Source organism: Cryobacterium sp. MP_3.1 (assembly GCF_035984795.1).
In the GTDB taxonomy this organism is placed as follows: Bacteria; Actinomycetota; Actinomycetes; order Actinomycetales; family Microbacteriaceae; genus Cryobacterium; species Cryobacterium zongtaii.
The window spans coordinates 153563-179891 of sequence record NZ_JAXCHV010000002.1 but is presented as its reverse complement, the minus strand read 5'-3'; the positions used below and the strand labels follow the sequence as shown (position 1 = coordinate 179891).

The window sequence follows — 26329 nt, the reverse complement described above, 5'->3', positions numbered from 1 at the left end:
CCCCCTAGGCGAACACTCCGGCACGATTGCAGCATCCGGCTCGCGCTCTGCCCGGTCTTGGGCCCCGAACTGGACCGTGCAATCTGACCCAGATTGCAGCATGGGCGTTGAGAGCCTGCGGGATTGGCGCCGGCCCAGCACTCGCCCTCGTCACCGCACCTCCTGCCGCCTCTCGCGCCCGCTATAGCGGACGCGCCGCGCCACAGGAGGCGCCGTGAGCGGTCGCGGGTGCGCCGACGCGTGCGGATGAGGGCGGGGGCGTTCCGCAGACCGGGTCGCGGGGTCTCGACAAGCGCGACCAACGGATGGGAGGGAGCTGCGGAGAAAGCGAGGGCCGCCTATCAGAATCGAACTGATGACCTATTCATTACGAGTGAATCGCTCTACCAACTGAGCTAAGGCGGCGTGAGACCGAACACTTCCTTGCGAAAGACGCGCGGCGACACAGCATCCAAGCTTAGTCGATCGGGGAGGTCACGGTGTACAGCTCACGGAAGGACTTGGCGACCCAGGCCGACAACGGGGTGCAGTCATCCGCTTCGGCCCAGCACCGCCAGGCATGCCGGGTGGCGGCCATGGCGATCAGGGTCACCAGCAGCGCCCGCTGGGCGAGGGCCCGCGGGTCCTCGGCGAGGTGCGGGGCGTCGGCGGTGAGCCGGCGCTCGACGATGTGCTGCAGGCCGGCTTCGAAGTTGCGCAGCGTGGCCATCCGCATCGTGAAGAGGTAGCTGTTCTCTTTCATCACCGCGCGGCGCAGCTCGTGGATCTCCCGGTCGCCGTCGGTGTTCTGCAGACTCCGGCTGATCAGCCCGGCCAGGTCGGCCATCACGTCGGAGGGTCCGCCGGCGACGAACCGCTCGATGTCCTCGTCGCAGGCCAACTCCAGCTCGTCGCCGACCAGGGCGGAGTCCTTTGAGGCGAAGGAGTTGAAAAACGTGCGCGGCGAGATGGCGGCGACCCGGCTGATCTCCTCGACGGTCACCTTGTCGATGCTCCGCTGGGCGCAGAGGGTGAGCACGGCACGCTGGATCTCCCGGCGTGTGGCCAGGCGTTTCCGTTCCCGCAGGCCCGGTTCGTCAGCTGCGCCCATCTGTCAACACATCGGGTCGGCCGCGGGCACGATGCCGTCGATCAGGTAACTGTCGACGGTGTCGTTGACGCAGGCGTTGGACTTGTTGTACGCGGTGTGACCCTCACCCTCGTAGGTGACGAGCTGCCCGCTGTCGAGCTGCTCGGCCAGGTTCTGCGCCCACACGTAGGGGGTGGCCGGGTCGTTCGTGGTGCCCACGACGAGGATCGGGGCCGCGCCGGTGGCGTGGATGGCCTGGCGCTCCCCGGCGAAGGCGTGCGGCCAGCTGGAGCAGGAGATGTCGCCGTAGGCCATGTACTTGCCGATGGTGGGGGCGATCTGCTCGATCTGGGCGGCCTCGGCGCGCATGGAGGTGAGGTCGTCGTTGTAGGCGTAGTCCAGGCAGTTGATGGCCGTGAAGGCCTCGGTGGAGTTGTCGCGGTAGCTGCCGTCGGGGTTGCGGCCGTTGTAGCCGTCGGCGAACTGCATGGCCCCGTCGGCGCTGCCCTGCAGCACGCCCTCGAACATGTCGCTGAGGTTGGTCCACGCCGTCGCCTGGTAGAGCGGGTAGATGATCGCGGTGAGCAACGCGTTCGCGCCGAGCTGGCGGCCATCGGTGGCGGTGATCGGGCTGGCATCCACCGACGCCAGCAGCGCCGAGATGGTGGCCATGGCGTCGTCGACGGTGCCGTCGAACGGGCAGGCCGAGCCCGCCAGGCAGTCGGTGAGGTAGGCGCGCAGGGCGTTCTCGAAGCCCAGCGCCTGGGTGCTGGTCACCTCGAAGTTGCTGGTGGACGGGTCGAGGGCGCCGTCGAGCACGAGCCGGCCGACCTTGTCGGGGTACAGCTCGGCGTAGGTGGCACCGAGGAAGGTGCCGTAGGAGAAGCCCAGGTAGTTGAGCTGGGCGTCGCCGAGCACCGAGCGCATCAGGTCGAGGTCGCGGGCGGCGCTGCGGGTGTCGACCTGGCCGAGCAGGGCCCCGGTCTCATCGCTGCAGGATGCGGCGAAGTCGGTGGCGCTGGCCTCCAGTTCCTGCACCCACGCGTCGCTGCCGCGCTCGGCGTCGGCGATCCCGTAGAGGTATTCGTCCATCTGCGCCGGTTCGTAACAGGCCACGGCCGAGGACTTGCCGACCCCGCGCGGGTCGAACCCGACGATGTCGTAGCGTTCCTGCAGGGCCGCATCGGTCGCGTAGTCGACGGATGCCTTGACGAATTCATAGCCGGAACCGCCGGGCCCGCCGGGGTTGAGCAGCAGCGACCCGAGCCGGTCGCCGGTGGCGGGTTGGCGCACCAGGGCGAGGTCGACCGAGCCGGCGGCCGGGTCCTCCCAGTCCAGCGGAGCCGACACCGTGCTGCACTGCATGCCGTTGTCGCAGTCGGACCACTGCAGCACCTGGCTGTAGAACGGATCCAGCGGCGCATCGACCTTTTCGCCGGTGGGCGTGGAGGTCGACGGTGCGGGCTGGGGCATGAACCACGTCACGCAGCCGGTCAGGCCGAGCGTCACTGCCACCGCGGCCGCCATGGTCGTGAATACGCGAGTGCGCTGGGTCACTGGGTTCCTCTTCTCTGGTGAATCCTGTGCATGTGCGGCGACTGCCGTCACCGTCGGATCATCGACACCAGCATGGCCTCGAGGGCCAGCGCCGGTGCCACGTTGGCTTCAATTCTCTGCCGGGCCAGGGCAATCGCATCCATCGTCGCGACGGTGGTCGCCGGCGGGCACGCCCCGGCGGCGCGGCGCAGTTCGGGCAGCAGCTCGAGATTGATGATGGTGCTGTCCCGGCCCAGCTGCATCATCATCACGTCGCGGTACAGCGAGGTGAGGTCCACCAGGATGCGGTCGATGCCGTCGCGCAGGCTGCGGGTGGCGCGGCGCTTCTGGTCGTCTTCGAGGTTCTTGATCTGGCTGCGGAGCGCGGGCGGCACCGACTGGCCGGGTTCCACGCCGAGCGAGCGCAGCACACCCTCGCGTTCGGCCGCATCCCGCTCGATGGTGATCGCCTTGGCGTCATCGCCGGCGATGGCGAGCAGTCGGGCAGCGGCGTTGACCGCGGTGGACACCCCCGTGAGGCCGAGGGCGGCGCGGAGGGTCTCCTCACGGCGGGCGCGGGCCTCGGCGTTGGTGGCGAGCCGCAGGGCCATGCCGATGTGGCTCTGCGCCTCACGGGCGGCCCGTTCGGCGACGGCCGGCTCCACGCCGGTGCGACGGATGAGCAGCTCGGCCACCGCGTCGATGCTCGGCACCCGCAGACGCACGGTGCGCACCCGGGAGCGGATGGTGGGCAGCAGGTCGGCCTCGCTGGGGGCGCAGAGGATCCACACCGTGCGTTCCGGCGGCTCCTCGAGCGCCTTGAGCAGCACGTTGGAGGTGCGCTCGACCATGCGGTCGGCGTCTTCGACGACCACCACGCGGTAGCGACCCACCGACGGGGAGTACTGCGAGCGGGCCACGGCTTCCTTGACGGAATCCATCTTGATGATGACGCCCTCGGTGCTGAGCACGGTGAGGTCGGGGTGGGTGCGCGCGTCGACAAGCCTCTGGGTGGACTCGTCGCCCTGCGGCGTGCCGGGGCTCAGCAGCGCGGTCGCGAAGGCGAAGGCGAGGTTGGAGCGGCCGGAGCCGGGCGGGCCGGTGATCAGCCACGCGTGGGTCATTGAGGAGGAGGTGCTGCGGGCGGCGGCGCTCGTCGCGGTGGCGGCATCCGTAGCGGTAGCGCTCGACTGGACGGCATGGGTGTCGGCGTCGGGGCGCTCGAGTGTGGCGACCGCTCCCGGGCGCTCTGCGGCGGCACGGAAGATGGCGATCGCATCTGCTTGACCCGTCAGGTCGTCCCACACTGCCATTCGTCAAGGCTACCCGGCGCCGGTGACAGCCGGGTGCGGGTGCCTCCCTCGCCGAGATGCCAGTTCAAGCCCCTTGGCTGCTCCTGAAGCGGCACCAACTGGCATCTCACCCGCGCGCAGCGCATCGAGTTGCCAGTTGAGGCCCGCTGGATGCCTTCCAACGGGCGTCAACGGGCATCTCGCGGCTCCGCACATCCGCCCAGTTGCCGCAAAACACCCCCCGGGCGTCGGCACAAGGGACTTTTCACGCAAGTCACGGATGCTGAATCTCCCGACTTGCCGCAAGATGCCCCTTCCTGGCGGGCGAAAGGGGGATTTGCGGCAAGTCGGGGCGCTTGGGGCGGGTATGTGTGCGGGACGCCCTAGAGCAGGGCGGCGACGCGGGCGCGGATGAGCGCGGCGAGTTCGTCGACCGGCAGCGACGCATCCAGCACCAGGAAACGGTCGGGCTCGGCCGCGGCGAGGTCGAGGAACGCGGCGCGCACCCGGGCGTGGAACTCGCCCTTCTCGGCCTCGAGCCGGTCGAAGACCTTGTCGGCGGCGTCGAGGCGGCCGCGGGCGGCGGTCTCGTCGAGGTCGAGCAGCAGGGTGAGGTGCGGCAGCAGGCCCTCGACCGCCCAGAGCGAGAGGTCGCGCACCTCGGTGCCGCCGAGCACCCGGCCGGCGCCCTGGTAGGCGACGGAGGAGTCGAGGTAGCGGTCCTGGATGACGATTTCGCCGCGGGCCAGTGCCGGGCGCACCAGGGTGCCGATGTGCTGGGCCCGGTCGGCGGCGTACAGCAGGGCTTCCGCACGGGGCGACACCTCACCGCGGTGGTGCAGCACGATCTCGCGGATGGCGACGCCCACCTCGGTGCCGCCGGGCTCGCGGGTGCGCACCACGGTGCGACCCTGGGCCTGCAGCCACTCGCCGAGCAACTGCGCCTGGGTGCTCTTGCCCGACCCGTCGCCACCCTCGAGGGTGATGAACAGGCCGGGCTTCACAACATCCGTCACGGCATCCGTCACGACTGCGCGGCCGCCTGCGCTGCCTTCGCGGCCGCGTTGGCCGCCCGGGTGGCTGCGGCCTTCGCGGCGGTGGCGGCCTTCTGCTCCGGGGTGCGCTCGGCGCGCACGCCGGGGGTGGCCGCAGACGTGCCGGTCTTCTTGGCCGGGGCCCGCTTGGCTGCGGTCTTGGTCACCGCACCGGCCCTCACTGCGCCGGCTTTTTTGGCCGGGGCCTTCTTCGCGGCGGGCTTCTTGGCCGCCGGCTTCTTGGCGGGAGCCTTCTTCGCCGGCGACTTCTTCACCGCCGGGCCCTTGGCCCGCTTGTCGGCGAGCAGCTGCACGGCGCGCTCGTAGTCGACCTCGTCAACACTCTCGGCCTTGGGGATGGTTGCGTTGGTGATGCCATCCGTCACGTAGGCGCCGAACCGGCCGTCCTTGATCTTGATGGCCTTGCCGCTCTCCGGGTCGGGCTCTTCGAAGTCCTTGAGCGCGCTGGAGGCACGGCGGGCGCCGTACTTGGGCTGCGCGTACAACTCAATGGCGCCGGCCAGGTCGATCTCGAAGATCTGGTCTTCGCTGGTGAGCGACCGGGTATCGACGCCCTTCTTGAGGTACGGGCCGAACTTGCCGTTCTGGGCGAGGATCTCGGTCTGCGTCTCGGGGTCCAGGCCCACCACGCGCGGCAGGTTCAGCAGCGCCAGCGCGGTGTCGAGGTCAACGGTGGCCAGGTCCATGGACTTGAACAGCGACGCCGTGCGCGGCTTCACCGCGGCGGCGGCCTTCTTGGCCGGGGTCTTGCGCTTGGGCTTGGCGGCGGCAGCGGGTGCGGCTGCCGGGGCTCCGGCGTCGGCCAGCGAGGTGACCTCGCCGGTGAGCGGGTCGATGGACTCGCCGGGACCGTCGGTGTCCGCCGGCGGCTCGAGCTCGGTCACGTACGGGCCGAAGCGGCCGTCCTTGGCGACGATCTCCTTGCCGTTGTCCGGGTTCACGCCGATGACGCGGTCCGTGACGACCGGGGCATCCACGAGTTCACGGGCCTTGGCAGGGGTGAGCTCGTCGGGTGCCAGATCCGGCGGGATGTTCACCCGGCGGGGGGTGGCATCCGGGTCGGCGGTGGGGTCGGCGACTTCGAGGTAGGGGCCGTACTTGCCGATGCGCAGGGTGATGTCATCGACGATGTGGATCGAGTTGATCGAGCGGGCGTCGATCTCGCCGAGGTTGTCGACGACCTGGCGCAGGCCGCGGTGCTTCTCCGAACCGAAGTAGAAGCTGGTCAGCCAGTCCACCCGGTCGGCGGTGCCGCCTGCGATGCGGTCGAGGTCGTCTTCCATTTCGGCGGTGAAGTCGTATTCCACCAGGTCGGTGAAGAACTCCTCGAGCAGCCGCACCACGGAGAAGGCGATCCAGTTGGGGATCAGGGCCTGCCCGCGCGGGGTGACGTAGCCACGGTCGGTGATGGTGGAGATGATCGACGCGTACGTGGAGGGGCGGCCGATGCCGAGCTCTTCGAGCTTCTTCACCAGGCTGGCCTCGGTGTACCGGGCGGCCGGGGTGGTTTCGTGGCCCTTGGCCTCCACCTCGACGAGGGTCAGCGTCTGGCCCTCTTCCAGCGGCGGCAGCTTCGACTCGGTGGGGTCGGTGGAGGCGTTCCGCTCCTCGTCCCTGGACTCCTCGTACGCGAGCATGAAACCGCGGAAGGTGATGACGGTGCCGCTGGCGGCGAATTCGGCGAGTGCCTCGGAGGCGGCGGGGTGCGCGGCCTGGCCGGTGGGGCCCGCGGCGATGGTCACCGACGCGGTCGAACCGGTCGCATCCGCCATCTGGCTGGCGACGGTGCGCTTCCAGATCAGGTCGTAGAGCTTGAAGTCGTTGCCGCGCAGCGAGCTGGACAGCGAGGACGGGGTGCGGAAGGTGTCGCCGGACGGGCGGATGGCCTCGTGGGCCTCCTGCGCGTTCTTGCTCTTGCCCTTGTACAGGCGCGGGTTCGCGGGCACGGTCTCGGCGCCGTACAGCGACGCGGCCTGCTTACGGGCGGCGGTGATCGCCTGCTGCGACAGCGACGGCGAGTCGGTACGCATATAGGTGATGTACCCGTTTTCGTACAGCGACTGGGCCACGCTCATGGTCTGCCGGGCGGTGAAGCGCAGCTTGCGCGCGGCCTCCTGCTGCAGGGTCGAGGTGGTGAACGGCGCGGCGGGGCTGCGGCGGTAGGGCTTGGAGGCGACCTTGGTGACGGTGATCGGCACGCCGGGCACCTTGAGGGCGTCGGCCAGGGCGAGGGCGGATGCCTCGTCGAGGGTGGCCGCGACGACCTTGGGCTTGAGCTTGCCGGTGTCGTCGAAGTCGCTGCCGGTGGCGATGCGTTCGCCGCCGAGGCGCACGAGCTTGGCCTGGAAGCCGTTCTCGGCGGAGGCGCCGGGAACGAGCTGGGCGATGAGGTCCCAGTAGCCGGCGGACACGAACGCGAGGCGTTCACGTTCGCGGTCGACGACGAGACGGGTGGCGGCGGACTGCACGCGGCCGGCGGACAGGCCGGGGCCCACCTTGCGCCAGAGCACGGGCGAGATCTCGTAGCCGTAGATGCGGTCCAGGATGCGCCGGGTCTCCTGCGCGTCGACGAGGGCGGTGTCGAGGTCGCGGGTGTTCTGGGTGGCCGCGATGATGGCGTCCTTGGTGATCTCGTGGAACACCATCCGCTTGACCGGAACCTTGGGCTGCAGGACCTGCAGGAGGTGCCACGCGATGGCCTCGCCTTCGCGGTCCTCATCAGTTGCGAGGAGGAGTTCGTCGGCGTTCTTCAGCGCCCGCTTGAGGTCGCTGACGGTTTTCTTCTTCGCGTCGGAGACCACGTAATACGGTTCGAAGCCGTTGTCGACGTCGACGGAGAACTTGCCGAGCGGGCCCTTCTTGAGTTCCGGCGGCAGATTCTTGGGCTCGATCAGGTCTCGGATGTGCCCGACCGACGACAAAACCTCGTATCCGTCGCCCAGATAGGCGGCGATCGACTTCATCTTGGTCGGCGACTCGACAATGACCAGCTTCTTAGTGCCTGGCACCAGACTCCTCTTTATAGGTAACGGTCTGTGAAACGACCAAGCCACACCATACACACAGGAATCGAGTGCGCGCCGACGGTGACGGCGCGGGAGTGCCCCGAATTGACTCCACGGTAGCTCGCTCACGGCGCAGGGCAAGGCTGAAACGAGTGTGCACATGTGTTCGCGGAATTCGCGGCGGCATCGCCCGACACGCGGCCGGTGAGCCTCGGTTTGCGGATTAGGGGTTGCCTCCGCGGAGCACAGCCGCACAATAGAGACATGGTTACTGCAGCGCAGGGCACGTACACCGCGAAACTGACGGACGGCCCCCTCGAAGGAAAAACCGTCACCACCGAGTTCCTCGAATCCGGGGATCCCCGGCCGCGAATCGAGATACCCGCCGACGCAGCCGGCAAGCGGTACCTCTATGCACGCGCCGCCGGTCTCGAGTTCGATTCCACCGAGCATCCCGACAAGCCCTCCGCCGTGGACTACCGCTACCTCGAGGCGCTCTTCGACACTCCCCCGGCGACCACTTAGCCCGGCGATCGGGGATGCTGCACTTCTGGCGGCGAGCTCGAAGACTGGCCTGACCATCGTTAGGGCGCCGGGCCGGCCCGCGCCCGGGAACCGATCGGGAATGCGCCCACCGTGCGGGACACCGCCACGGTGGCGATCAGGCCGTCCACCGAGCAGGTGACCAGGCGGGCCCCGTTCAGCTCCGCCGCCCGCGCCGCCGTGGCACAGGGCACGCCCGGCATGAGGCCGGAGGCGACGTCGGCCGCGGCGAGCGCCGCCGCATCCGCCGCACCCTGCACGGACTGACTGACCGGCAGCAGGGCCAGCAGCGGCACGAGCACGGCGGTCATCGTGACGAGCGTGCCGAGCAGCGCGACTGCGAGCACCGAACCGGATCCCCGCTCGCGAGCAGAGGTAGGCCGGCGGATGGGTGGGCGCGTCACGGGTCGTCGCTCGCAGTGTCGCTGGCGAGAGCGCAGGACCGGGCGGCGAGAGTGAGGCCCGCGGCGGCGAACGGCGCGAAGGCGCTCGGCGCGCTGAGCCGGGCGCAGACGAACTCCCCCTGGCGTTCCTCGGCGAGCGCGGTGCCGGGCGCCACCGCGGCCAGCAGCCCGGATGCCGGACCCGCGCCGTCGCCCCGGGCCAGCAGCCGGGCCACGTCGGCGGCGGCATCCGTAATGCGTACCTGCTGCCCGACCACCTGCACGGCACCCAGGCAGCAGGCCAGCACTACCAGCACGGCGGGCAGCACGGCCGCGAACTCGGCCGTGACGCTGCCCCGGTCCCGGTGGAGTCGGTGTGCCAGCCGTGCCGCGGCTCGGTCACCCCACCGTGAGCGCACTGCGCACCAGTTCGGTGAGGATGCCGCGCACCTCGTCACCGCGCAGGATGACGATGAGCAAGCCGGCAAACCCGACGGCCGCCATGGTAGCCACGATGTACTCGGCGGTGGCCGCCCCGCGATCGTCACGCGACCGCAGGAGGGCGCGAATGCTGTTGGACCGCACCGCGCGGGTGCGCACGAGTGCGTTGGGTATTCCGGTACCCGCGCTGGGATCGTGCCGTAGCGGAGCGGCGGCACGGTCGGCGGCCGCCGCGCTTCCGGTGCTCTCCTCGGCTTGCGGGTGATGCTCTGTCGGCGGGGCGGGCGGGCTGCTGAGGGTGGTCATGATGGATCTCCTTTCGCGTACAAGACGCGGTGCAAGCGGCGCGAGTGCAGCCAGCCTGTCGCGGCGACACCCGGCGCATCAACGACGGCAGCCCATCGGTGCACAAAAGTTCGAAACGGCAGCCTGTGGAGGAGCGCCCGAGTTCACCAGGGCGGGAGCACCCGAGCACCGTCACTCGACGCTGCCGAGGGTGGCGACGAGCACGCTGAGCAGCAGCGGGGCGACACCGACAAGCATGAACGCCGGGAGCACACACACTCCTAGCGGGATCATCAGGGTCACGGCAAGGGTTTCGGCGCGTTGGTGGCCCGCAGTGCGGGCATCCCGCCGGGCCTGCGCGGCCTCGCTGCGCAACAGCTCACCGGCCGGCACCCCGGCTCGGGCCGAGAGGTCGAGCACTCGCTCGATGACCACGTCGGCGGAGTCGGTCACACCGATCGCGCGCAGGCCGAACCGTTCGGCGCTGCGCCGCGCGCTGGCGCGGGCCCGGTCGAGCGACCCGCCACCGGCCATACCGATGGCGGTGAGGTCGAGCTCTAGTCCCGGCGCGGGCCCTTGGCGGCCGGCGGCGGCAACCAGGTACCGGTTCCAGCGGGCGGCGCCGACCATCAGTAGGCACCCCGCGGCGAGACAGGCCAACCCTGGGCCGGTGAGGAACAGGGTGCGCAGCGTGTCGAAGCCCATCAGGCTGCCGAACAGCAGCGCCACCAGGGGCAGCACCATCACCAGTCGGGCCGTGGCGCGCGGGCCGGTGAGGGCCACGGTCAGGTCGCGGTGCAGCTGGCCGAGCTCCCGGAACGCGGCGGCCAGGTCGCGCAGGCACCCGGCCAGGGGTGCACCGGCCCGGGTGGCGACGTCCCACGCGGCGGCGAGGGCCCGCCACGCGTCGCCCAGCTGGTCAGGGAGCCCGGCGGCCGCGTCCGCGATGGCGTCGGCCACGTCGTCGCCGTTGCGGGCGGCGCGTCCCGCGGCCGCCAGGATGCTGTGCTGCGCCCGCTCGGCATCGGCCCGGGCCTTCACGCGGCGGGTCCCCCGCGCCGCCGGCGGCGCCGGTGGCCCGGCACGGTCGACCACCGACGGGTCAAACGGCTCGGCACGGCCGGCCGGCCCGGGCGGCAGCAGGTAGTCCCAGGCCGACACCGGCGACACCCCCGCCGACAGCAGCACGGCCAGCCGTTCGGCGATGCGGGCCACCTCCTCGATCGGCGGCGGCGGAGCGGCGCCTCGGCGGCTCACGCGGGCACCGTCGCGAGACGCTCGGCGGCGTCGAGGGTGAACCGGCCCACCTGCGCCAGGCGCCGCCGGCCGCCCCGGCGCTCGAGGTGCAGCACCAGCCCGATCGCGCTCACGGTTTGCCGGGCCACCGCCGCCGGACTCATCCCGGCGAGCGCGCCGAGCGCCTCTAGCCGGGCGGGCACGTCGGTGAGGGAGTTGGCGTGCAGGGTGCCGGCGCCGCCGTCGTGGCCGGTGTTCAGGGCGGCCAGCAGCTCACGGATCTCCACGCCCCGGCACTCGCCGAGCACCAACCGGTCCGGACGCATCCGCAGCGCCTCGCGCAGCAGGCTGTCCAGGCCGATGCGGCCGGCGCCCTCGAGGTTGGCTTGCCGGGATTCCAGGGCCACGACGTGCGGGTGGTTGATGCGCAGCTCGGCGACGTCCTCGATGGCCACGATGCGTTCGGCCGCGGGCGCCTCGCCGAGCAACGCGGCGAGCAGGGTGGTCTTGCCACTGCCGGCGGCACCGGTCACGAGCAGGTGCTCCCGGTCGAGCACCGCCGCGCGCAACCGGCCCAGCTGGGCGGCCGCGTCCTCACCGTGGCCGAACAGGCCGCCGGCGGCGAGGGCGTCGAGGCTGAGCCGCTCGGTTCGCGGCAACCGAATCGACAGCAGCGTGCCGGTGCTCGACACCGGGGGCAGCACGGCGTGCACCCGGATGCCGTCGGCCAGCCGCACGTCGACGCAGGGGCTGGCTTCGTCGATGTGCCGGCCGCCCAGGGCGATCAGCCGCACCGCCAGGTCACGGATGCTCCGCTCGTCGCCGTGCCAGTCCGGCGCGGGTACCAGCCCGCGTCCGGCGTCGAGCCAGAGGCCGGCATCCCCGTTCACGAAGAGGTCGGTGACGGCGGGGTCGCGGGCGAACCGGCTGAGCGGACCGAGCACGGAGAGGTCGGTGCGGGGAGGTAGCGGCGGGATGGGGTCGAGGCTGCGGTCAAGGGCGCGGTCGCGAGGTGGGTCTGTCTCCGCGTCCAGCCACGTGTCTGGATAGGAGGGCTGCGGCCGCTCTCCCCCGGACGTTACCCGATTCGGGTCGGTGCTGACGGTGAGGGCGCTGGACCGGTTGAGGAAGGAGGGCACCGCGACGAAGGGCTCTGGCATGCGGGCACGTTAGCGGGCGGGCGGGTGCGGGCACCGTGGCGCATCCGGTGGTGTGCGGTGGTCGGTGAGGACGGGGCTGTGGAGGAGCGGCGGTGCACGGCACACACGCGCGCCACGGGGTCTCGACAAGCTCGACCGACGAGGCGGGAGCGGGCAGGGTGCAGAGACAACTGTTGCCCGGACGGACTTCTGCGCCCGGTGTGCGGGGCGCAGTTGTCCGGCCGGGCAACGGTTCTGCCTGGAGGGGGCCGATACAGCGATATTGCGGTACAGCGGGTCACGCAGTTTGCACGGTTCACGCGGGGGGCGCCAGAGCCGGGCGGGGAAAGCACGGGTGCGTCGTTGAGAGGCGCAGAGCGTGCTGTTAAAAGAGGGGGGCGGCACCTATTGGGGGGAACAGGTGCCGCCTCGGCAGTGCGTTGATTGGGGGGAACCAACACACCACAGGTCAAAACTTTCGTTCAGACATTGATAAGCATACTTGGGAAAATCAGATCCGCAAGTCCTCCGGGTCCCCCTAAATGAGGACACGAAAATATGAGCCCGTGAGAGCACGATTTCAAAAATATCCAGAGCAGAAAACCGGCCGTTCTTCCGGGCAAATTTGTCCTCGGAACGGGCGTATCCGCCGTGTAGGGTTCAGGGACGGGTCCGCCGCGGCGCCCCGCCACCGCCTGAACTCGCAAAGGAGCGAACCATCATGAGCGTGCAAATCGACCATCTTCTCCACGAAACCCGCCGATTCCCGCCGTCTCCGGAGTTTGCCGCGACATCAGTGGCGACCGAGGCTCTCTACGCGGATGCCGCAGCAGATCGGCTTGGTTTCTGGGCCGAGCAGGCCCGCGACCTCCTGCACTGGCACAAACCGTTCACCCGCACCCTCGACTGGACCAATCCGCCGTTCGCCAAGTGGTTCGACGACGGCGAGCTCAACGTGGCGTACAACTGCCTCGACCGGCACGTGCTCGCCGGCAACGGCGACCGGGTGGCGCTGCACTGGGAGGGTGAGCCGGGCGATACCCGTTCGATCACCTATGCAGAGCTCACCGAGGAGGTCAAGCGTGCCGCGAACGTGCTTCTCGGCCTCGGCGTGCGCGCCGGCGACCGGGTGGCCATCTACCTGCCGATGATCCCCGAGGCCGTCGTGGCGATGCTCGCCGTGGCCCGCATCGGCGCCGTGCACTCGGTGATCTTCGGCGGCTTCAGCGCCGAGAGCCTGCGCTCCCGTATCGACGACGCCGAAGCGGTGGTCGTGATCACCTCCGACGGCGGTTACCGCAAGGGCCGGGCCACCCCGCTCAAGCCCGCGGTCGACGCGGCCCTGGCCAGCGGCGACTCCTCGGTGCGCACCGTGCTCGTGGTGAACCGCACCGGCGGCGACGTGGAGTGGAACGAACGCGACAAGTGGTGGCACGAGGAGCTCGCCGCCGTCTCCGGCGAGCACGAGGCGCAGGCGTTCCCGGCCGAGAACCCGCTGTTCATCCTCTACACCTCCGGCACCACCGGTAAGCCCAAGGGCATCCTGCACACCAGCGGCGGCTACCTCACCCAGGTGGCCTTCACCCACAAGAACGTCTTCGACCTCAAACCCGAGACCGACGTGTTCTGGTGCACCGCCGACGTGGGCTGGATCACCGGCCACAGCTACGTGGTCTACGGGCCGCTGGCCAACGGCGCCACCCAGGTGCTCTACGAGGGCACCCCCGACACCCCGCACCCCGGCCGGTGGTGGGAAATCATCGAGAAGCACAAGGTGAGCATCCTGTACACGGCGCCCACCGCCATCCGCACGTTCATGAAAATCGGCCGACAGGAGCCGCAGAAGTTCGACCTGACCAGCCTGCGCCTGCTCGGCTCTGTCGGTGAGCCGATCAACCCGGAAGCGTGGATGTGGTACCGCGAGGTGATCGGCAACCACGTCACCCCGGTGGTGGACACCTGGTGGCAGACCGAGACCGGCGCGATCATGATCTCCGCGCTGCCCGGCCTCACCGAGACCAAGCCCGGCGCGGCGCAGGTCGCCATCCCCGGCATCTCCATCGACGTGATCGGTGAAGACGGCGAGCACGTGGGGCACGGCAACGGCGGCCTGCTCGTGGTCACCGAACCGTGGCCGTCGATGCTGCGCGGCATCTGGGGCGACCCGGAGCGCTTCATCGAGACCTACTGGGAGAAGTTCCAGGATGCCCCGAACGGTCCGCTGTACTTCGCCGGCGACGGTGCCCGGCTCGACCGCGACGGCGACATCTGGCTGCTCGGCCGGGTCGATGACGTGATGAACGTCTCCGGGCACCGGCTGTCCACCGCCGAGATCGAGTCGTCGCTGGTGGCGCACCCCATGGTGGCCGAGTCCGCGGTGGTGGGCGCGCACGATGAGACCACCGGGCAGGCCGTGGTGGCGTTCGTGATCATCAAGTTCAGCCAGACGGATGCGGCGTCGCACGCCGACATCAGCGCCGTGCTGCGCGCGCACGTGACGTTGCAGATCGGGGCGATCGCCCGGCCGCGGGAGATCCACATCGTGAACGAGCTGCCCAAGACCCGCTCGGGCAAGATCATGCGGCGGCTGCTGCGCGATGTGGCCGAGGGCCGCGAGATCGGCGATACCACCACCCTCGCCGACACCTCGATCATGCAGATCATCTCGGAGAGCATGCGCTAGCCGCGCTCCTCGCTCGCGAACTGTGAGTTAAGCACCTTCCGAACGCCCGGGAAGGTGCTTTTCTCACAGTTCGCGAGCCTTCGGGCGGGTGCGCTCGGAGTAAACGTTCACGAACGCCCCATACCGTGGGCCAAATGTCTCGAGATAACTCCCGCACCCGGATGGGCGGACTCGACGCCCTGCGCGGGGTCGCCGCCGTGATCGTGCTCGTGCACCACGTGTCGATGACCGCGCCGTCGATTTCGGCCGCGTACACCTCCAGCGCCGACGTGGCCGTGTTCTCCCCCGCCTGGTGGGTCACCCTGTCGCCGCTGAAGATCCTCTTCGCCGGCCCGGAGTTCGTGCTGGTGTTCTTCGTGCTCAGCGGGTTCGTGTTGGTGCTCACCCCGCTGCGACGCTTGCAGTGGACCCGGCCGGCTGCGGAGGCACCCGGCTACGACTGGTTGGCGTACTACCCGCGCCGCATCGTCCGGCTGGCCATCCCGGTGGTCGTCTCGGTGGGCCTGGCCGCCGCGTGGATCTTGCTCGTGCCGCGCACCGGCGCCGGCGGCGCGTGGATGGCCAAGCAGGGCAGCCCCGACCTCGGCATCGGCAACCTGCTGCGCGAAGCCAGCATCCTGGGCTTCACCGGCCGGCCCGACGTCAACCCGCCGCTCTGGTCGCTGGCCTGGGAGATGTGGTTCTCGCTGCTGCTGCCCATCGGCGTGATCTTCGCCGTGGCCACCCGCCGGTGGACCCTGGCCTGGGTGGCGCTGCTGCTGGCCACGTCCACCGCGGGGTACCTGCTCAAGATCGAGCCGCTGATGTACCTGCCGGCGTTCGGCCTGGGTGCCCTGCTCGCCGCCAACCACGGGTCACTCCTGGCCTGGTCGACCCGGCTGGTCAGTCGGCGCGGCGGCACCCTGGCCTGGGCGGCGATCGCCGTGCTCGGGCCGGTGCTGCTCATCGCGTACTGGCTGCTGCGGCCGGCGTTGACCGAGCCGTGGAACAGCGTGGGCCTGTCGCTGCGGGTGCCGGGCGCGGTGTTGATCGTGGCGACCGTGGCGCTGTGGCCACCGGTGCAGCGGATGCTCAGCGGGCGCCTCTTGGCCTGGCTCGGAACCATCAGCTTCAGCCTGTACCTCGTGCACTTCCCCATCGTGGTGACCTTCGCGCAGCTGTTCGGGCCGGAGCACTGGTGGTGGGGCGCGCTGGTCTCGGTGCCGCTGAGCCTGGTGCTTGCCCAGCTGATGTACCGATGGGTGGAGTTGCCCGCGCAGACGCTGGCGGGTCGGGTCGGCGCCAGGTTCTCGGCCGCGCATCCGCGCCCCGAGGCTGTACGACAAAGTCGCGAGCTGTGAGAAAAGCACCGAAAAACGCTCTGGGAAGGTGCTTAAGTCACAGCTCGCGACGGTGAAATCAAGCGAAGGAGACGGTCAGCTCCACCTCGACGGGCGAGTCCAGCGGCAGCACGGCCACGCCCACCGCGGAGCGGGCGTGCACACCGATGCTGCCGAAGATCTCGCCGAGAACATCGGAGGCACCGTTGACCACGCCGGGCTGGCCCGTGAAGTCCGGGGCGGATGCGACGAACCCGGTGACCTTGACCACCTGGGTGATCCGGTCAAGCGAGCCGATCACGCTCTGGATGGCGGCGAGCGCGTTCAGCGCGCACTGCCGGGCGTAGCCCTGGGCGTCCGCGGCCGACACGAAGCCCTCGCCATCCCCAACCTTGCCCGTGGCTGGCATCACGCCGGCCACCATCGGCAGCTGGCCGGAGGTGAACACCAGCGACCCGCTCACCACGGCGGGAACGTACGAGGCCACGGGCGGCACCACCGTCGGGAGTTCAATGCCCAGTTCGGCCAGACGGGCCTCGATCTGCGACACGATCAGGCGCCGGTCGAGCCGGCGACGGGGCGCTTGAGGTAGGCGACAAGTCCACCTTCCGGGCCGGTGACGACCTGCACAAGCTCCCAACCTTCCGAGCCCCAGTTGTTGAGGATGGCGGCTGTGTTGTGGATCATCAGCGGGGTGGTGAGGTATTCCCAGGCAGTCATGCGGCTCCGATTCAGGCGATTTTTCAGGTTGTGTCCCTTACGCTCAATTGTATGTCTGCCAAAAAACGTACGGTTAGTGGAGCGCTCGGAGGCCTCCTGGGCTTTATTGGGATGAGCGCCGTCGCCGGTGTCCTCGTCACCGTTGCCGTGACCCCCGCCCTCGCCGTATCGGGCATGACGGCCACCAACACGATCAACGTGTTCGAGAACCTGCCCAACTACCTCACGGTCGACCAGCTCTCCCAGAAGAGCACCATCTACGCCATCGACGGCAACGGCGCCCCGTACGCGCTGGCGTCGTTCTACGACCAGAACCGCGTCGAAGTGCCGGTCACGAGCATGAGCCAGTACGTGCAGGATGCCGCGGTCGCCGGCGAGGACCCCCGCTTCGAGGAGCACGGCGGCGTGGACCTGCAGGGCACCATTCGTGGCGCCCTGTCCACCGTCACCGGCGGCGGCACCCAGGGTGGATCATCCATCACCCAGCAGTACGTCAAGAACGTTCTCGTGCAAAAGTGCGAGGTGCTCAACGACCAGGACAAGCTGGACGCCTGCTACGACGAGGCCACCGAAACCTCTCCCGAGCGCAAGCTCAAGGAGATGCGTCTGGCCATCGGTGTTGAGAAGGAATACAGCAAGCTCGAGATCCTGCAGGGCTACCTGAACATCACCCTCTTCGGCGGCAGCGTGTACGGCATTGAAGCGGCCTCCGGGTACTACTTCAACACCACCGCGGCGAACCTCAACCTGTCCCAGTCGGCCAGCCTGATCGCCATCGTGAACAACCCGGAGAAGTTCCGTCTGGACCGGCCCGAGAGCGAAGCCAACGGCGCCGCGAACGGGTACGCCGCCAACAAGGAACGCCGCGACTACATCCTGGGCGAGATGCTGCAGTACAAGAAGGTGACCCAGGAGGAGTACGACGTGGCCATCGCGGCCCCGATCGAGCCCACCATCACCGAGCCGAGCACCGGATGCCAGACCGCCGGCGGCAGCGCCTACTTCTGTGACTACGTCACCCACGTGCTCAAGAGCGACCCGACCTTCGGCGAAGACGAAGACACCCGCATGATGAACTTCCGTCGCGGCGGCTACGACATCTACACGACCCTCGACCTGGACCTGCAGCTGGCCACCGAGACCACCATGGCCGAGAACGTGCCGCAGACCGCCAGCTGGGATGTTGGCGCTGTAGCCACCAGCGTTGAGGTGGGCACCGGCCGGGTGCTCACGATGGCGCAGAACAAGACCTACAGCCAGGACCCCGAGGTGCAGGCCACCGGCGCCCAGTACTCCGGCGTCAACTACAACACCGACTACGACCAGGGCGGCTCGAGCGGATTCCAGCCCGGCTCCACGTACAAGGTCTTTACCCTCGCCGAGTGGCTGAAGGAGGGTCACGCGCTCAACGAACGCGTCGACTCGGCCCGCAAGAGCGACTGGGGCACCTTCCAGGACTACTGCGACGGGCCGCAGACCTTCCCCGGCTACAACCCGAAGAACGACGCGAACGAGCCCGGCACCGGCTACACCGCCCTGCAGTCGACCATCAACTCGATCAACACCGGCTTCATCGGAATGGCCAAGAAGCTTGACCTCTGCAAGATCCGCGACACCGTTGAGTCCTTCGGGGTGCACCGGGCGGATGGCGGCGAGCTCGAGAAGGGTGCCTCCTCGGTGCTCGGCACCAATGAGATCGCCCCGCTGAGCATGGCCGTGGCCTTCGCCGGCATCGCCAACGCCGGCAAGACCTGCTCGGCCGTGGTCATCGACCGCATCGTCGGACCGGACGACGCCGAGATCGCACCGCCCACCTCCACCTGCAAGCAGTCGGTTGAACCATCCGTGGCCGCCGGCATGGCGTACGCCATGAAGCGGGTACTCACCGAGGGCTCCGCAACCCAGTCCAACGACTCCACCTACCCGAAGGTGCCGATGATCGGCAAGACCGGAACCACCGACGGAGCCAAGGACACCTGGATGACCGGCGCGAGCAGCAAGGTCGCCACCGTTGTGGGCGTCGTCGCCGTCACCGGTGAGGCCAACCAGCGGTCCCGCGACTACGCCTTCGAGAGTGGCTCCGCGGCCACCGCCCGGCACCGCATGTGGCCGGACATCATGAGCGTCGCCAACGCCAAGTACGGCGGAGACGAGTTCTCTGAGGCCTCGACCAACGTCATCCAGGGCGCTCAGGTGCCCGTGCCCGACGTGCGTGGCCAGTCGATGGCGGATGCCCAGGCCGCGCTCGAGGGCGCCGGCTTCGAGTTCGCCGACGGCGGCGTGATCGACTCCGAGCTGCCCGCCGGCAGCGTGGCCCGCACCGACCCCGCCTCCGGCGCGTCGGCCGGCAACGGCGCTACGATCACGGTGTTCTCCAGTAACGGCAACCAGATTTTGCTGCCCGACGTGACCGGCCAGAGCCTCGATCAGGCCAGGGGAACGCTCACCGGCTTCACCGTGACGACCACCGACCAGGCCGTCACCGACCCCAACCAGAACAACAAGGTGATCGCGATGACCCCGACCGCCGGCACCCCGGCATCCCGGGGCAGCTCGGTCGCCCTCGTGGTGGGCAAGATGGGAGCGGCAGGTTGAGCGCCGCACGCGCCATCGTCGCCTCCGCCGCCGCCGTGACCACGGCGGGGCTGGCGGCGTTCGCCTGGGGTTCCCTCGTGGAACGCCGCCGGTTCACCCTGCGTGAGGTGACGGTTCCGGTGCTCGCGCCCGGGTCCGACCCGATCACGGTGCTGCACCTCTCCGATCTGCACATGGCCCCGTGGCAGCGCGACAAGCAGGACTGGGTGCGCGGTCTTGCCGCGCTGAAGCCCGACCTCGTCGTGAACACCGGCGACAATCTGGGTCACGAAGACGGCATCGCGGGCGTGGAGTACGCCCTCGAACCGTTCAAGGGCATCCCGGGCATCTTCGTGAACGGCTCCAACGACTTCTTCGGCCCGCAGCCGAAGAACCCGCTGAAGTACTTCGGCGGCCCGTCGATGTTGCGCAGCCGGCACGTCGAGCTTGACACCGACGACCTGCACCGGGTGTTCGCCGACCTCGGTTGGACCGACCTGAACAATGCCGCGGAGGCGCTGGACATCAACGGCACCCACCTGGAGATCTTCGGGGTCGATGACCCGCACATCCGCCGGGACCGGCTCGACCTGATCACCGGCGCTATCGACGAGATGCGCGGCAACGACCCGCTCACCGAGGAGACCTGGCCGGACCCCGAAGAACCGGCCGGCCGGCGCTCGACGCTGACCGTGGGTGTGGTGCACGCCCCGTACCAGCGGGTACTCAACTCCTTCATCAACCACGGCGCCCAGCTGATGCTGGCCGGGCACACCCACGGTGGTCAGGTGTGCGTGCCGAAGTTCGGCGCTTTGGTAACCAATTGTGATATTCCCCGCCGTCAGGTGAAGGGGCTCAGCCTGTGGAGTGTGGGGCTGCGCACCGCGTACCTCAATGTTTCCGCGGGTTTGGGCACCTCGATCTACGCGCCGGTGCGCTTCGCCTGCCCGCCGGAGGCGACCCTGCTCACCCTCACCGCAGCGTAGCCACGACCCCCTTCTGGGGTGGCTTGGCTCGTCCGGGTCCCCCGGCGATCCCCTAGGCTCGCTCTTATGGGGGAAACCAAAAGAACTTTTTCCGGCGTCATCGGGGGACTCGTCGGATTCGTGGCGATGAGCGCGGTCGCCGGCCTGCTGATTACCGTCGGGATCACCCCGGCGCTTGCAATCTCCAGTCTGGCCGCGAGCAGCACCATCAACGCCTTCGAGAACCTGCCGAATTACCTCAAGATCGACGAGCTGTCGCAGGTGAGCACCATCTATGCGGTGCCGAACAGCGGAGTCCCCTACGAGCTCGCCTCGTTCTACGACCAGAACCGGGTTGAAGTTCCTCTGGCGGCCATGAACCTGTTCGTGCAGGACGCCGTCGTTGCCGGTGAGGACCCCCGGTTTCGCGAACACGGCGGAATCGACCTGCAGGGCACCATGCGGGCGGCGTTGGCCAAGTTCACCGGCGGGCCCACCTCGGGCGGCTCATCGGTGACCCAGCAGTACGTCAAGAACGTGCTGGTGCAAAAGTGCGAGGTCATGCCCGACCCGGACGAGCTTCAGGCCTGCTTCGAGGAGGCCACCGACCCCACCGAGGAACGCAAGCTCAAGGAGATGCGGCTGGCCATCGGGGTGGAGAAGGAGTACAGCAAGGACGAGATCCTGCAGGGCTACCTGAACATCACCGGCTTCGGCGGCACCGTGTACGGCATCCAGGCCGCGGCCGAGTACTACTTCTCGGCCACCGCCGCCACCCTCACCCTGCCGCAGGCCGCGAGCCTCATCGCGATCGTGAACAACCCTGAGAAGTTCCGCCTGGACGAGCCCGAGAGCGAGACCAACGGCGCCGCGAACGGGTACGCCGCCAACAAGGACCGCCGCGACTACATCCTGCGCGAGATGCTCAAGCACAAGAAGATCAACCAGGCCGACTACGACGCCGCCGTCGCCAGCCCGATCGAACCGGCCATCACCGAGCCCAGCACCGGCTGCCAGACCGCCGGTGGCGCCGCATACTTCTGCGACTACGTCACCTACCAGCTCAAGACCGACCCCACTTTCGGCGCAGACGAAGACACCCGCATGACGAACTTCCGTCGCGGCGGGTACCAGATCTACACCACCCTCGACATCGAGCTGCAGATGGCGTCCGAGGCGGCCATCGCCGAGAATGTGCCGATGACCTACGACGGCTGGGACGTGGGCGCCGTGGCGACCAGCGTTGAAGTGGGCACCGGCCGGGTGCTCACGATGGCGCAGAACAAGCTGTACACCCAGCTGGAGGTTGCTCCTGGCCCGGAGTACACCGGCATCAACTACAACACCGACTTCAACCAGGGCGGCTCGCTGGGCTTCCAGCCCGGCTCCACCTACAAGGTCTTCACCCTGGCCGAGTGGCTCAAGGAGGGCCACCCGCTCGGCGAGCGCGTTGACTCGGCACGCAAGTCCAACTGGGGCACCTTCCAGGACTACTGCGACGGCGCCCAGAGCTTCCCCGGTTACAACCCGCGCAACGACTCCAACGAAGCCGGCCGCAACTACTCGGCCTTGGAATCGACCATCGACTCAATCAACACCGGCTTCCTGGGCATGGCCAAGCGGCTGGACCTCTGCAAGATCCGCGACATGGCCACGTCGTTCGGGGTGCACCGGGCGGATGGCGACCCGCTGCAGAAGGGCGCCGGTTCGGTGCTCGGCACCAACGAGGTCGCCCCGCTGAGCATGGCCGTGGCCTTCGCCGGCATCGCCAACAAGGGCGTCACCTGCTCCCCCATCGTGATCGACCGGATCATCGGGGCGGACGGTGTGGAAATTCCCGCGCCCGTGTCCACCTGCACCGCGTCGGTGGAGCCCGAAGTGGCGGCCGGTATGGCGTACGCCATGGAGCGGGTCATGACCCAGGGTTCCGCCGGGCAGTCGTACCGCAACACCTCACCGCGGGTCGAGATGATCGGTAAGACCGGAACCACCGACGGCTCCAACGACACTTGGATGAGCGGGGCCAGCACCGAGGTCGCCACCGTCGTGGGCGTGGTCAGCGTCACCGGAAAAGACAACAACCAGCGCAGCCTCGACTTCGACAGCGGTTCCGCGGCTACCGCCCGGCACCGCATCTGGCCGGAGATCATGAGCGTGGCCAATGCCAAGTACGGCGGCGACGAGTTCGAGCAAGCCGCCAACAACCTCATCCGCGGGGTGCAGGTCACCGTGCCCGACGTGCGCGGTCAGAGCGTGGATGCGGCCCGCGAGACCATTGAGGCCGCCGGCTTCGGCTTCCTCGACGGCGGCGTGACCGACTCGGAGTTGCCGGCCGGTACCGTCTCACGCAGCGACCCCGCCGGCGGCGCCAGCACCAGCACCGGAGCCACCGTCACGGTGTTCTCCAGCAACGGCTCTCAGATTCTGCTGCCGAACGTGGTCGGGCAGTCCCTCGACCAGGCCAAGGGCACGCTGAGCGGATTCGGGGTGGTGGCCAGCGAGCAGCCGGTGACCGACGCGAGCCAGAACGGCAAGGTGCTCTCGATGGCCCCGGCCGCCGGCACCCCCACCGCACCGGGCGGCACGGTGACCGTGGTCGTCGGCAAGGCCGCCCCGCCCGGCTAGGCCTGGTCCAAACCCGGGTACCCGATGGGGTTATACTTGTCGAGGTCCACAGGACCATCGGGGTATGGCGCAGCTTGGTAGCGCGCGTCGTTCGGGACGACGAGGTCGCAGGTTCAAATCCTGTTACCCCGACAGAAATAAACCCCCACTCAAGCGAGTGGGGGTTTTTCTGTTCTCACCAGTTGCCGGCGTTCGAAAGGCCACGACATGACCGACTCCCCCGCTTCCGCCCCAGACACCAAGGTGTCCCGCCGCGCCTGGCAGGCCCTCATCGTGCTGATGGCGGGCATGTTCATGGCCCTGCTCGACACCACGATCGTGAACGTGGCGCTGCCCAGCATCCGCACCAGCCTCGACGCCTCCGAGGCGACCCTGTCCTGGATCATCTCCGGCTACGCCCTGGCGTTCGGTCTGGCCCTCATCCCCGCCGGCCGCATCGGCGACCGGATCGGCCACAAGTGGGTCTTCTTCACCGGCCTGGCACTCTTCACCGTCGCCAGCCTGGCCTGCGGGCTCGCCCAGAACGACCTACAGCTGATCATCGCCCGCGTCGTGCAGGGTCTGGCCGGCGGCATGTTCGTGCCGGCGGTCACGGCCGTCATCCAGCTGATGTTCCCGGCGGCGTCCCGCGGCAAGGCATTCGCCATCATGGGGTCGGTCATCGGCGTCTCCACCGCGCTCGGCCCCATCGTGGGTGGCCTGATCATCGAGGCGTTCGGCGTGGAAGAGGGTTGGCGCCTGGTCTTCTGGGTGAACCTGCCGATCGGCATTGTCGCGCTGATCGCCGCCGCCATCCTGCTGCCCACCGGCACCGGCACCGCCTCCGCGCCCGGCGCTCCGGCCGCTGCCCGCGTCGACGGGGTGGGCCTGCTGCTGCTCTCCGCCGGCCTGGTGGCCCTGCTGGTGCCGCTGATCGAGGGCCAGGACCGCGGCTGGCCGCTCTGGACCTACCTGGTGCTCGCCGCCGGGGTGCTGCTCATCGTGGCGTTCGGCGCCTGGGAGGTGGCCCTGACCAAACGCGGCAGCAGCCCGCTCGTGCCGCCGCACCTCTTCTCGCACCCGGCGTTCACCGGCGGCGTCATCCTGGCCCTGGTCTACTTCGCGGCATTCACGAGCATCTTCTTCACCATCTCGATCCTCTGGCAGGCGGGCCTCGGCCACACCGCGCTGGAATCCGGCCTGGTCTCGATCCCGTTCGCGATCGGCTCGATCCTGGGCGCGTCGCAGAGCAACCGGCTCACCGAGCGCCTGGGGCGCACCGTGCTCGTCGGTGGTGTGGCCCTGGTCACGGTGGGTCTGATCTGGGTGTGGCTGGTGCTGCTGCTCACCGCCCCCGCCGATCTCACCAACTGGACCCTGCTGCCGCCGCTGTTCATCGCGGGCCTGGGCAGCGGTTGCTTCATCGCGCCGAACGTGGCGTTCATCGTCGCCACCGTCGACCCCACCGAGGCCGGCGCGGCCAGCGGCGTGATCGGCGTGATGCAGCGGGTGGGCAGCGCCGCGGGCATCGCCGTGGTGGGCAGTGTGTTCTTCGGCACCCTGGTGGTGGCCGGCCCCGGCGCGGATGCCGTCGCCGCCGGCTTCACCCACAGCGCCACCCTGGCCATGGCCGTCAGTGCCGGGCTGAGCGTGGTGGCCCTGCTGCTGGTGTTCCTGCTGCCCAAGCGCGTCGAGGTACACGGCAGCCGCTGAGCGCCATCCGGCCGGCGCACCTTGGCCTCCCAGCCTCGCCTCGCTACTCTGGGTGCTTGGTCCGTTGACGGTGATGACCTCCCGCTCTGAACCGTGCCGGAGGCCATGACCCGCAGCCCTTGGGAGGTCACGTGAGCGCTCTGGCACCCACCCTGGCCGATCGACGCCACGCCACCCTCCGCCGGGCCGCCCGCTGGCTGGCGGCCGGGTACCTGCTCACGCTCACCCTGATCGCGTTCTGGCCCACCCCGGTGGATCGGGGCGCCTCCCACGGCATCGCCAGCCTGCTGGCCCGCCTGCACGCCCACGGCGTGCCGGACTGGGTGAACTACGCGCTGGTCGAATTCACCGCGAACATCGCCCTGTTCCTGCCTGTGGGGCTGCTGGGGGTGGTTCTGCTGGGCTCGGCACGCTGGTGGGTCGCCATTCTGGCCGGTTTCGCCGCGAGCAGCCTGATCGAGCTGGGCCAGCTGATCTTCCTGCCCGCCCGCTTCGCCACCCCGCTCGACGTGCTCGCCAACACCGCCGGCGCCGCCCTGGGCGCCCTCCTGGCCCTGACCCTGCTAGCCGCCGTCACCGCCCGCTCCCCCCGGCTCGCCCTCACCCCGCCGCCTGCACCGCCGGCAGCACCCCGCTGAGAGAATCACTCCGATACGCCTCCTGCAGCGCCGGCAGCGCCGCCCAGTCCAGATTCACGATCGACTGCCCGTCCGCAGACGTCCCGGTGCCGGCGGTAGGAATGGTGAAGAAGCTCACGTCCCCCTCCCGCACGTCCCGCAGCTCCACCCCCAGGCTCACCAGGTCGGTGGCCGAGAGCTCCTCATCGATCGCCAGGTTGGGGCTGACCGCGTCGATCACCGCGCCCATCGTGGTCGGGTTCCCCAGCACCGACTTGTGCATCAGCCCGCTGAGCAGCGCGCTGATCAGCAGCTGCTGGTTGCGCACCCGCTGAAAGTCGCCGTCGGCGAACGCATACCGTTCCCGGGCGAAGGCCAGCGCTTCGGTGCCGTTGAGGTGCTGCAGTCCCTGCGGGAAGGTGCGCCCCGCCAGGTGGTAGGACTCGAACGGGATCGGATTGTCGATGTCCACCCCGCCCAGCGCATCCGTCAGCGCCGCGAACCCGGCGAAGTCCACCACCGCCACATGATCAATCCGTGAGCCCAGCAGCCCCTCCACCGTCTGCACCGCCAACGGCACCCCGCCGTATGACAGCGCCGCGTTGATCTTCGCTTCGCCGTGGCCGGGGATCTCCAGCCAGCTGTCCCGGGGAATTGACATCACCGACAGGGTCTTGCGGTCTGCGGGCACGTGCACGATCACGATGGTGTCGGAGCGTTGCCCGCTGAGGTTCGCGATCGACCCGGTGCTGTCGCCTCGGCTGTCGGAGCCCAGCAACAGAAAATTCATCGCGGATGCGGCGGCGCCGGTCGCGACCGGCGGTCGCGCAACCTCATCGGCCGGGAACGCCTCGCTGATCTTCTCCACCGACTCGAAACTGCGCGACAGGTTCCACACCGTCACCGCCGCGACCCCCAGCACCACCACAGTGAACACGCTGAACAGCACAAAGACGATCCGCCAGCCTCGGTGGCGGGGCGGTGGCGGAGCTTGAGGGCGCGTTAGAGCATTCTGCACTTCGGGCATTCGGGTTGCCTCCTGCGGACCGGTCGGGTAACGGTGCGCACACCATAGACCGCCGGTTCAGGCCCGGATAGTGATCCGCGTTCGAGTCACGCCCGAATTGGGGGGAAAACTAGCGGGTGCAAA

Annotated in this window: 21 protein-coding genes and 2 tRNA genes; 9 read left to right on the top strand and 14 right to left on the bottom strand. The window is 69.1% G+C overall.

Features of this window, described 5'->3' with window-relative positions; translation table 11 throughout:
- Positions 1-332 precede the first annotated feature (332 nt).
- The 6 genes from RCH12_RS02395 to topA all read right to left on the bottom strand — a co-directional run bounded on the left by RCH12_RS02395 (position 333) and on the right by topA (position 7960).
- A tRNA-Thr gene (locus RCH12_RS02395) sits at positions 333-405 on the bottom strand.
- 52 nt (positions 406-457) lie between these two features.
- Positions 458-1090: a TetR/AcrR family transcriptional regulator gene (locus RCH12_RS02390; RefSeq protein ID WP_327015944.1), complete on the bottom strand. Its 633-nt coding sequence runs from the start codon at positions 1088-1090 to the stop codon at positions 458-460.
- A gap of 3 nt (positions 1091-1093) precedes the next feature.
- On the bottom strand, positions 1094-2626 hold the full coding sequence (locus RCH12_RS02385; protein ID WP_327015943.1) for an alpha/beta hydrolase: 1533 nt from the start codon (positions 2624-2626) through the stop codon (positions 1094-1096).
- A 47-nt stretch (positions 2627-2673) separates the two neighbouring features.
- The gene (locus RCH12_RS02380) at positions 2674-3918 is read right to left on the bottom strand and encodes a DNA polymerase III subunit delta' (RefSeq protein ID WP_327015942.1); all 1245 of its coding nucleotides are present in this window, start codon (positions 3916-3918) and stop codon (positions 2674-2676) included.
- Between the two features lie 362 nt (positions 3919-4280).
- On the bottom strand, positions 4281-4901 hold the full coding sequence (gene tmk / locus RCH12_RS02375; RefSeq protein WP_088455188.1) for a dTMP kinase: 621 nt from the start codon (positions 4899-4901) through the stop codon (positions 4281-4283).
- A gap of 20 nt (positions 4902-4921) precedes the next feature.
- Positions 4922-7960, bottom strand: a complete 3039-nt coding sequence (topA, locus tag RCH12_RS02370) for a type I DNA topoisomerase (RefSeq protein ID WP_327015941.1) — start codon at positions 7958-7960, stop codon at positions 4922-4924.
- 261 nt (positions 7961-8221) lie between these two features.
- Between topA and RCH12_RS02365 the strand changes: the two genes are divergently transcribed.
- A complete protein-coding gene (locus RCH12_RS02365; protein ID WP_103432653.1) occupies positions 8222-8482 on the top strand; it encodes a hypothetical protein in 261 nt (86 codons plus the stop codon).
- Positions 8483-8541: 59 nt separating this feature from the next.
- Here the strand turns inward: RCH12_RS02365 and RCH12_RS02360 are convergent, their stop codons facing one another.
- The 5 genes from RCH12_RS02360 to RCH12_RS02340 all read right to left on the bottom strand — a co-directional run bounded on the left by RCH12_RS02360 (position 8542) and on the right by RCH12_RS02340 (position 12005).
- On the bottom strand, positions 8542-8904 hold the full coding sequence (locus tag RCH12_RS02360; RefSeq protein WP_327015940.1) for an Rv3654c family TadE-like protein: 363 nt from the start codon (positions 8902-8904) through the stop codon (positions 8542-8544).
- Entirely contained in the window at positions 8901-9302 is a 402-nt protein-coding gene (locus RCH12_RS02355) for a TadE family type IV pilus minor pilin (protein ID WP_327015939.1), read from the bottom strand. Before RCH12_RS02355 ends, RCH12_RS02360 begins: the two co-directional genes overlap by 4 nt.
- The gene (locus RCH12_RS02350) at positions 9283-9483 is read right to left on the bottom strand and encodes a DUF4244 domain-containing protein (RefSeq protein WP_327016009.1); all 201 of its coding nucleotides are present in this window, start codon (positions 9481-9483) and stop codon (positions 9283-9285) included. The genes RCH12_RS02355 and RCH12_RS02350 overlap by 20 nt, the downstream gene beginning before the upstream one ends.
- Positions 9484-9801: 318 nt before the next feature.
- Positions 9802-10866 (bottom strand): pilus assembly protein, encoded by a 1065-nt coding sequence (locus RCH12_RS02345; protein ID WP_327015938.1) that lies wholly within the window; start codon positions 10864-10866, stop codon positions 9802-9804.
- Positions 10863-12005 (bottom strand): TadA family conjugal transfer-associated ATPase, encoded by a 1143-nt coding sequence (locus tag RCH12_RS02340; RefSeq protein WP_327015937.1) that lies wholly within the window; start codon positions 12003-12005, stop codon positions 10863-10865. The genes RCH12_RS02345 and RCH12_RS02340 overlap by 4 nt, the downstream gene beginning before the upstream one ends.
- 700 nt (positions 12006-12705) lie before the next feature.
- Between RCH12_RS02340 and acs the strand changes: the two genes are divergently transcribed.
- On the top strand, positions 12706-14667 hold the full coding sequence (gene acs, locus RCH12_RS02335) for an acetate--CoA ligase (RefSeq protein ID WP_327015936.1): 1962 nt from the start codon (positions 12706-12708) through the stop codon (positions 14665-14667).
- Positions 14668-14801: 134 nt separating this feature from the next.
- Positions 14802-16007, top strand: a complete 1206-nt coding sequence (locus tag RCH12_RS02330) for an acyltransferase family protein (RefSeq protein ID WP_327015935.1) — start codon at positions 14802-14804, stop codon at positions 16005-16007.
- A gap of 58 nt (positions 16008-16065) precedes the next feature.
- On the opposite strand, the gene RCH12_RS02325 is transcribed toward RCH12_RS02330, so the two are convergent.
- Together RCH12_RS02325 and RCH12_RS02320 are read right to left on the bottom strand one after the other, a co-directional pair.
- Positions 16066-16536, bottom strand: a complete 471-nt coding sequence (locus tag RCH12_RS02325) for a RidA family protein (protein WP_327015934.1) — start codon at positions 16534-16536, stop codon at positions 16066-16068.
- A gap of 2 nt (positions 16537-16538) precedes the next feature.
- Positions 16539-16706: a hypothetical protein gene (locus RCH12_RS02320; RefSeq protein ID WP_165787876.1), complete on the bottom strand. Its 168-nt coding sequence runs from the start codon at positions 16704-16706 to the stop codon at positions 16539-16541.
- Between the two features lie 111 nt (positions 16707-16817).
- Here RCH12_RS02320 and RCH12_RS02315 point away from each other — a divergent pair, with 111 nt between their 5' ends.
- The 6 genes from RCH12_RS02315 to RCH12_RS02290 all read left to right on the top strand — a co-directional run bounded on the left by RCH12_RS02315 (position 16818) and on the right by RCH12_RS02290 (position 25200).
- The gene (locus RCH12_RS02315; RefSeq protein ID WP_327015933.1) at positions 16818-19301 is read left to right on the top strand and encodes a transglycosylase domain-containing protein; all 2484 of its coding nucleotides are present in this window, start codon (positions 16818-16820) and stop codon (positions 19299-19301) included.
- Positions 19298-20266 carry a metallophosphoesterase gene (locus tag RCH12_RS02310; protein ID WP_103462074.1) on the top strand — a complete coding sequence of 323 codons (969 nt, stop codon included), beginning with the start codon at positions 19298-19300 and terminating at the stop codon, positions 20264-20266. Before RCH12_RS02315 ends, RCH12_RS02310 begins: the two co-directional genes overlap by 4 nt.
- A gap of 66 nt (positions 20267-20332) precedes the next feature.
- The gene (locus tag RCH12_RS02305; protein WP_327015932.1) at positions 20333-22870 is read left to right on the top strand and encodes a transglycosylase domain-containing protein; all 2538 of its coding nucleotides are present in this window, start codon (positions 20333-20335) and stop codon (positions 22868-22870) included.
- A 58-nt stretch (positions 22871-22928) separates the two neighbouring features.
- Positions 22929-23002 (top strand) — tRNA-Pro (locus tag RCH12_RS02300).
- A 75-nt stretch (positions 23003-23077) separates the two neighbouring features.
- Positions 23078-24562, top strand: coding sequence for a DHA2 family efflux MFS transporter permease subunit (locus RCH12_RS02295; protein ID WP_327015931.1), 1485 nt, complete (start codon positions 23078-23080; stop codon positions 24560-24562).
- 131 nt (positions 24563-24693) lie between these two features.
- Complete coding sequence (locus RCH12_RS02290) at positions 24694-25200, top strand: VanZ family protein (protein WP_327015930.1); 507 nt, start codon at positions 24694-24696, stop codon at positions 25198-25200.
- On the opposite strand, the gene RCH12_RS02285 is transcribed toward RCH12_RS02290, so the two are convergent.
- Positions 25163-26128 carry an LCP family protein gene (locus RCH12_RS02285; RefSeq protein ID WP_327015929.1) on the bottom strand — a complete coding sequence of 322 codons (966 nt, stop codon included), beginning with the start codon at positions 26126-26128 and terminating at the stop codon, positions 25163-25165. The two genes, RCH12_RS02290 and RCH12_RS02285, sit on opposite strands and share 38 nt — an antisense overlap.
- Between the last annotated feature and the right edge of the window lie 201 nt (positions 26129-26329).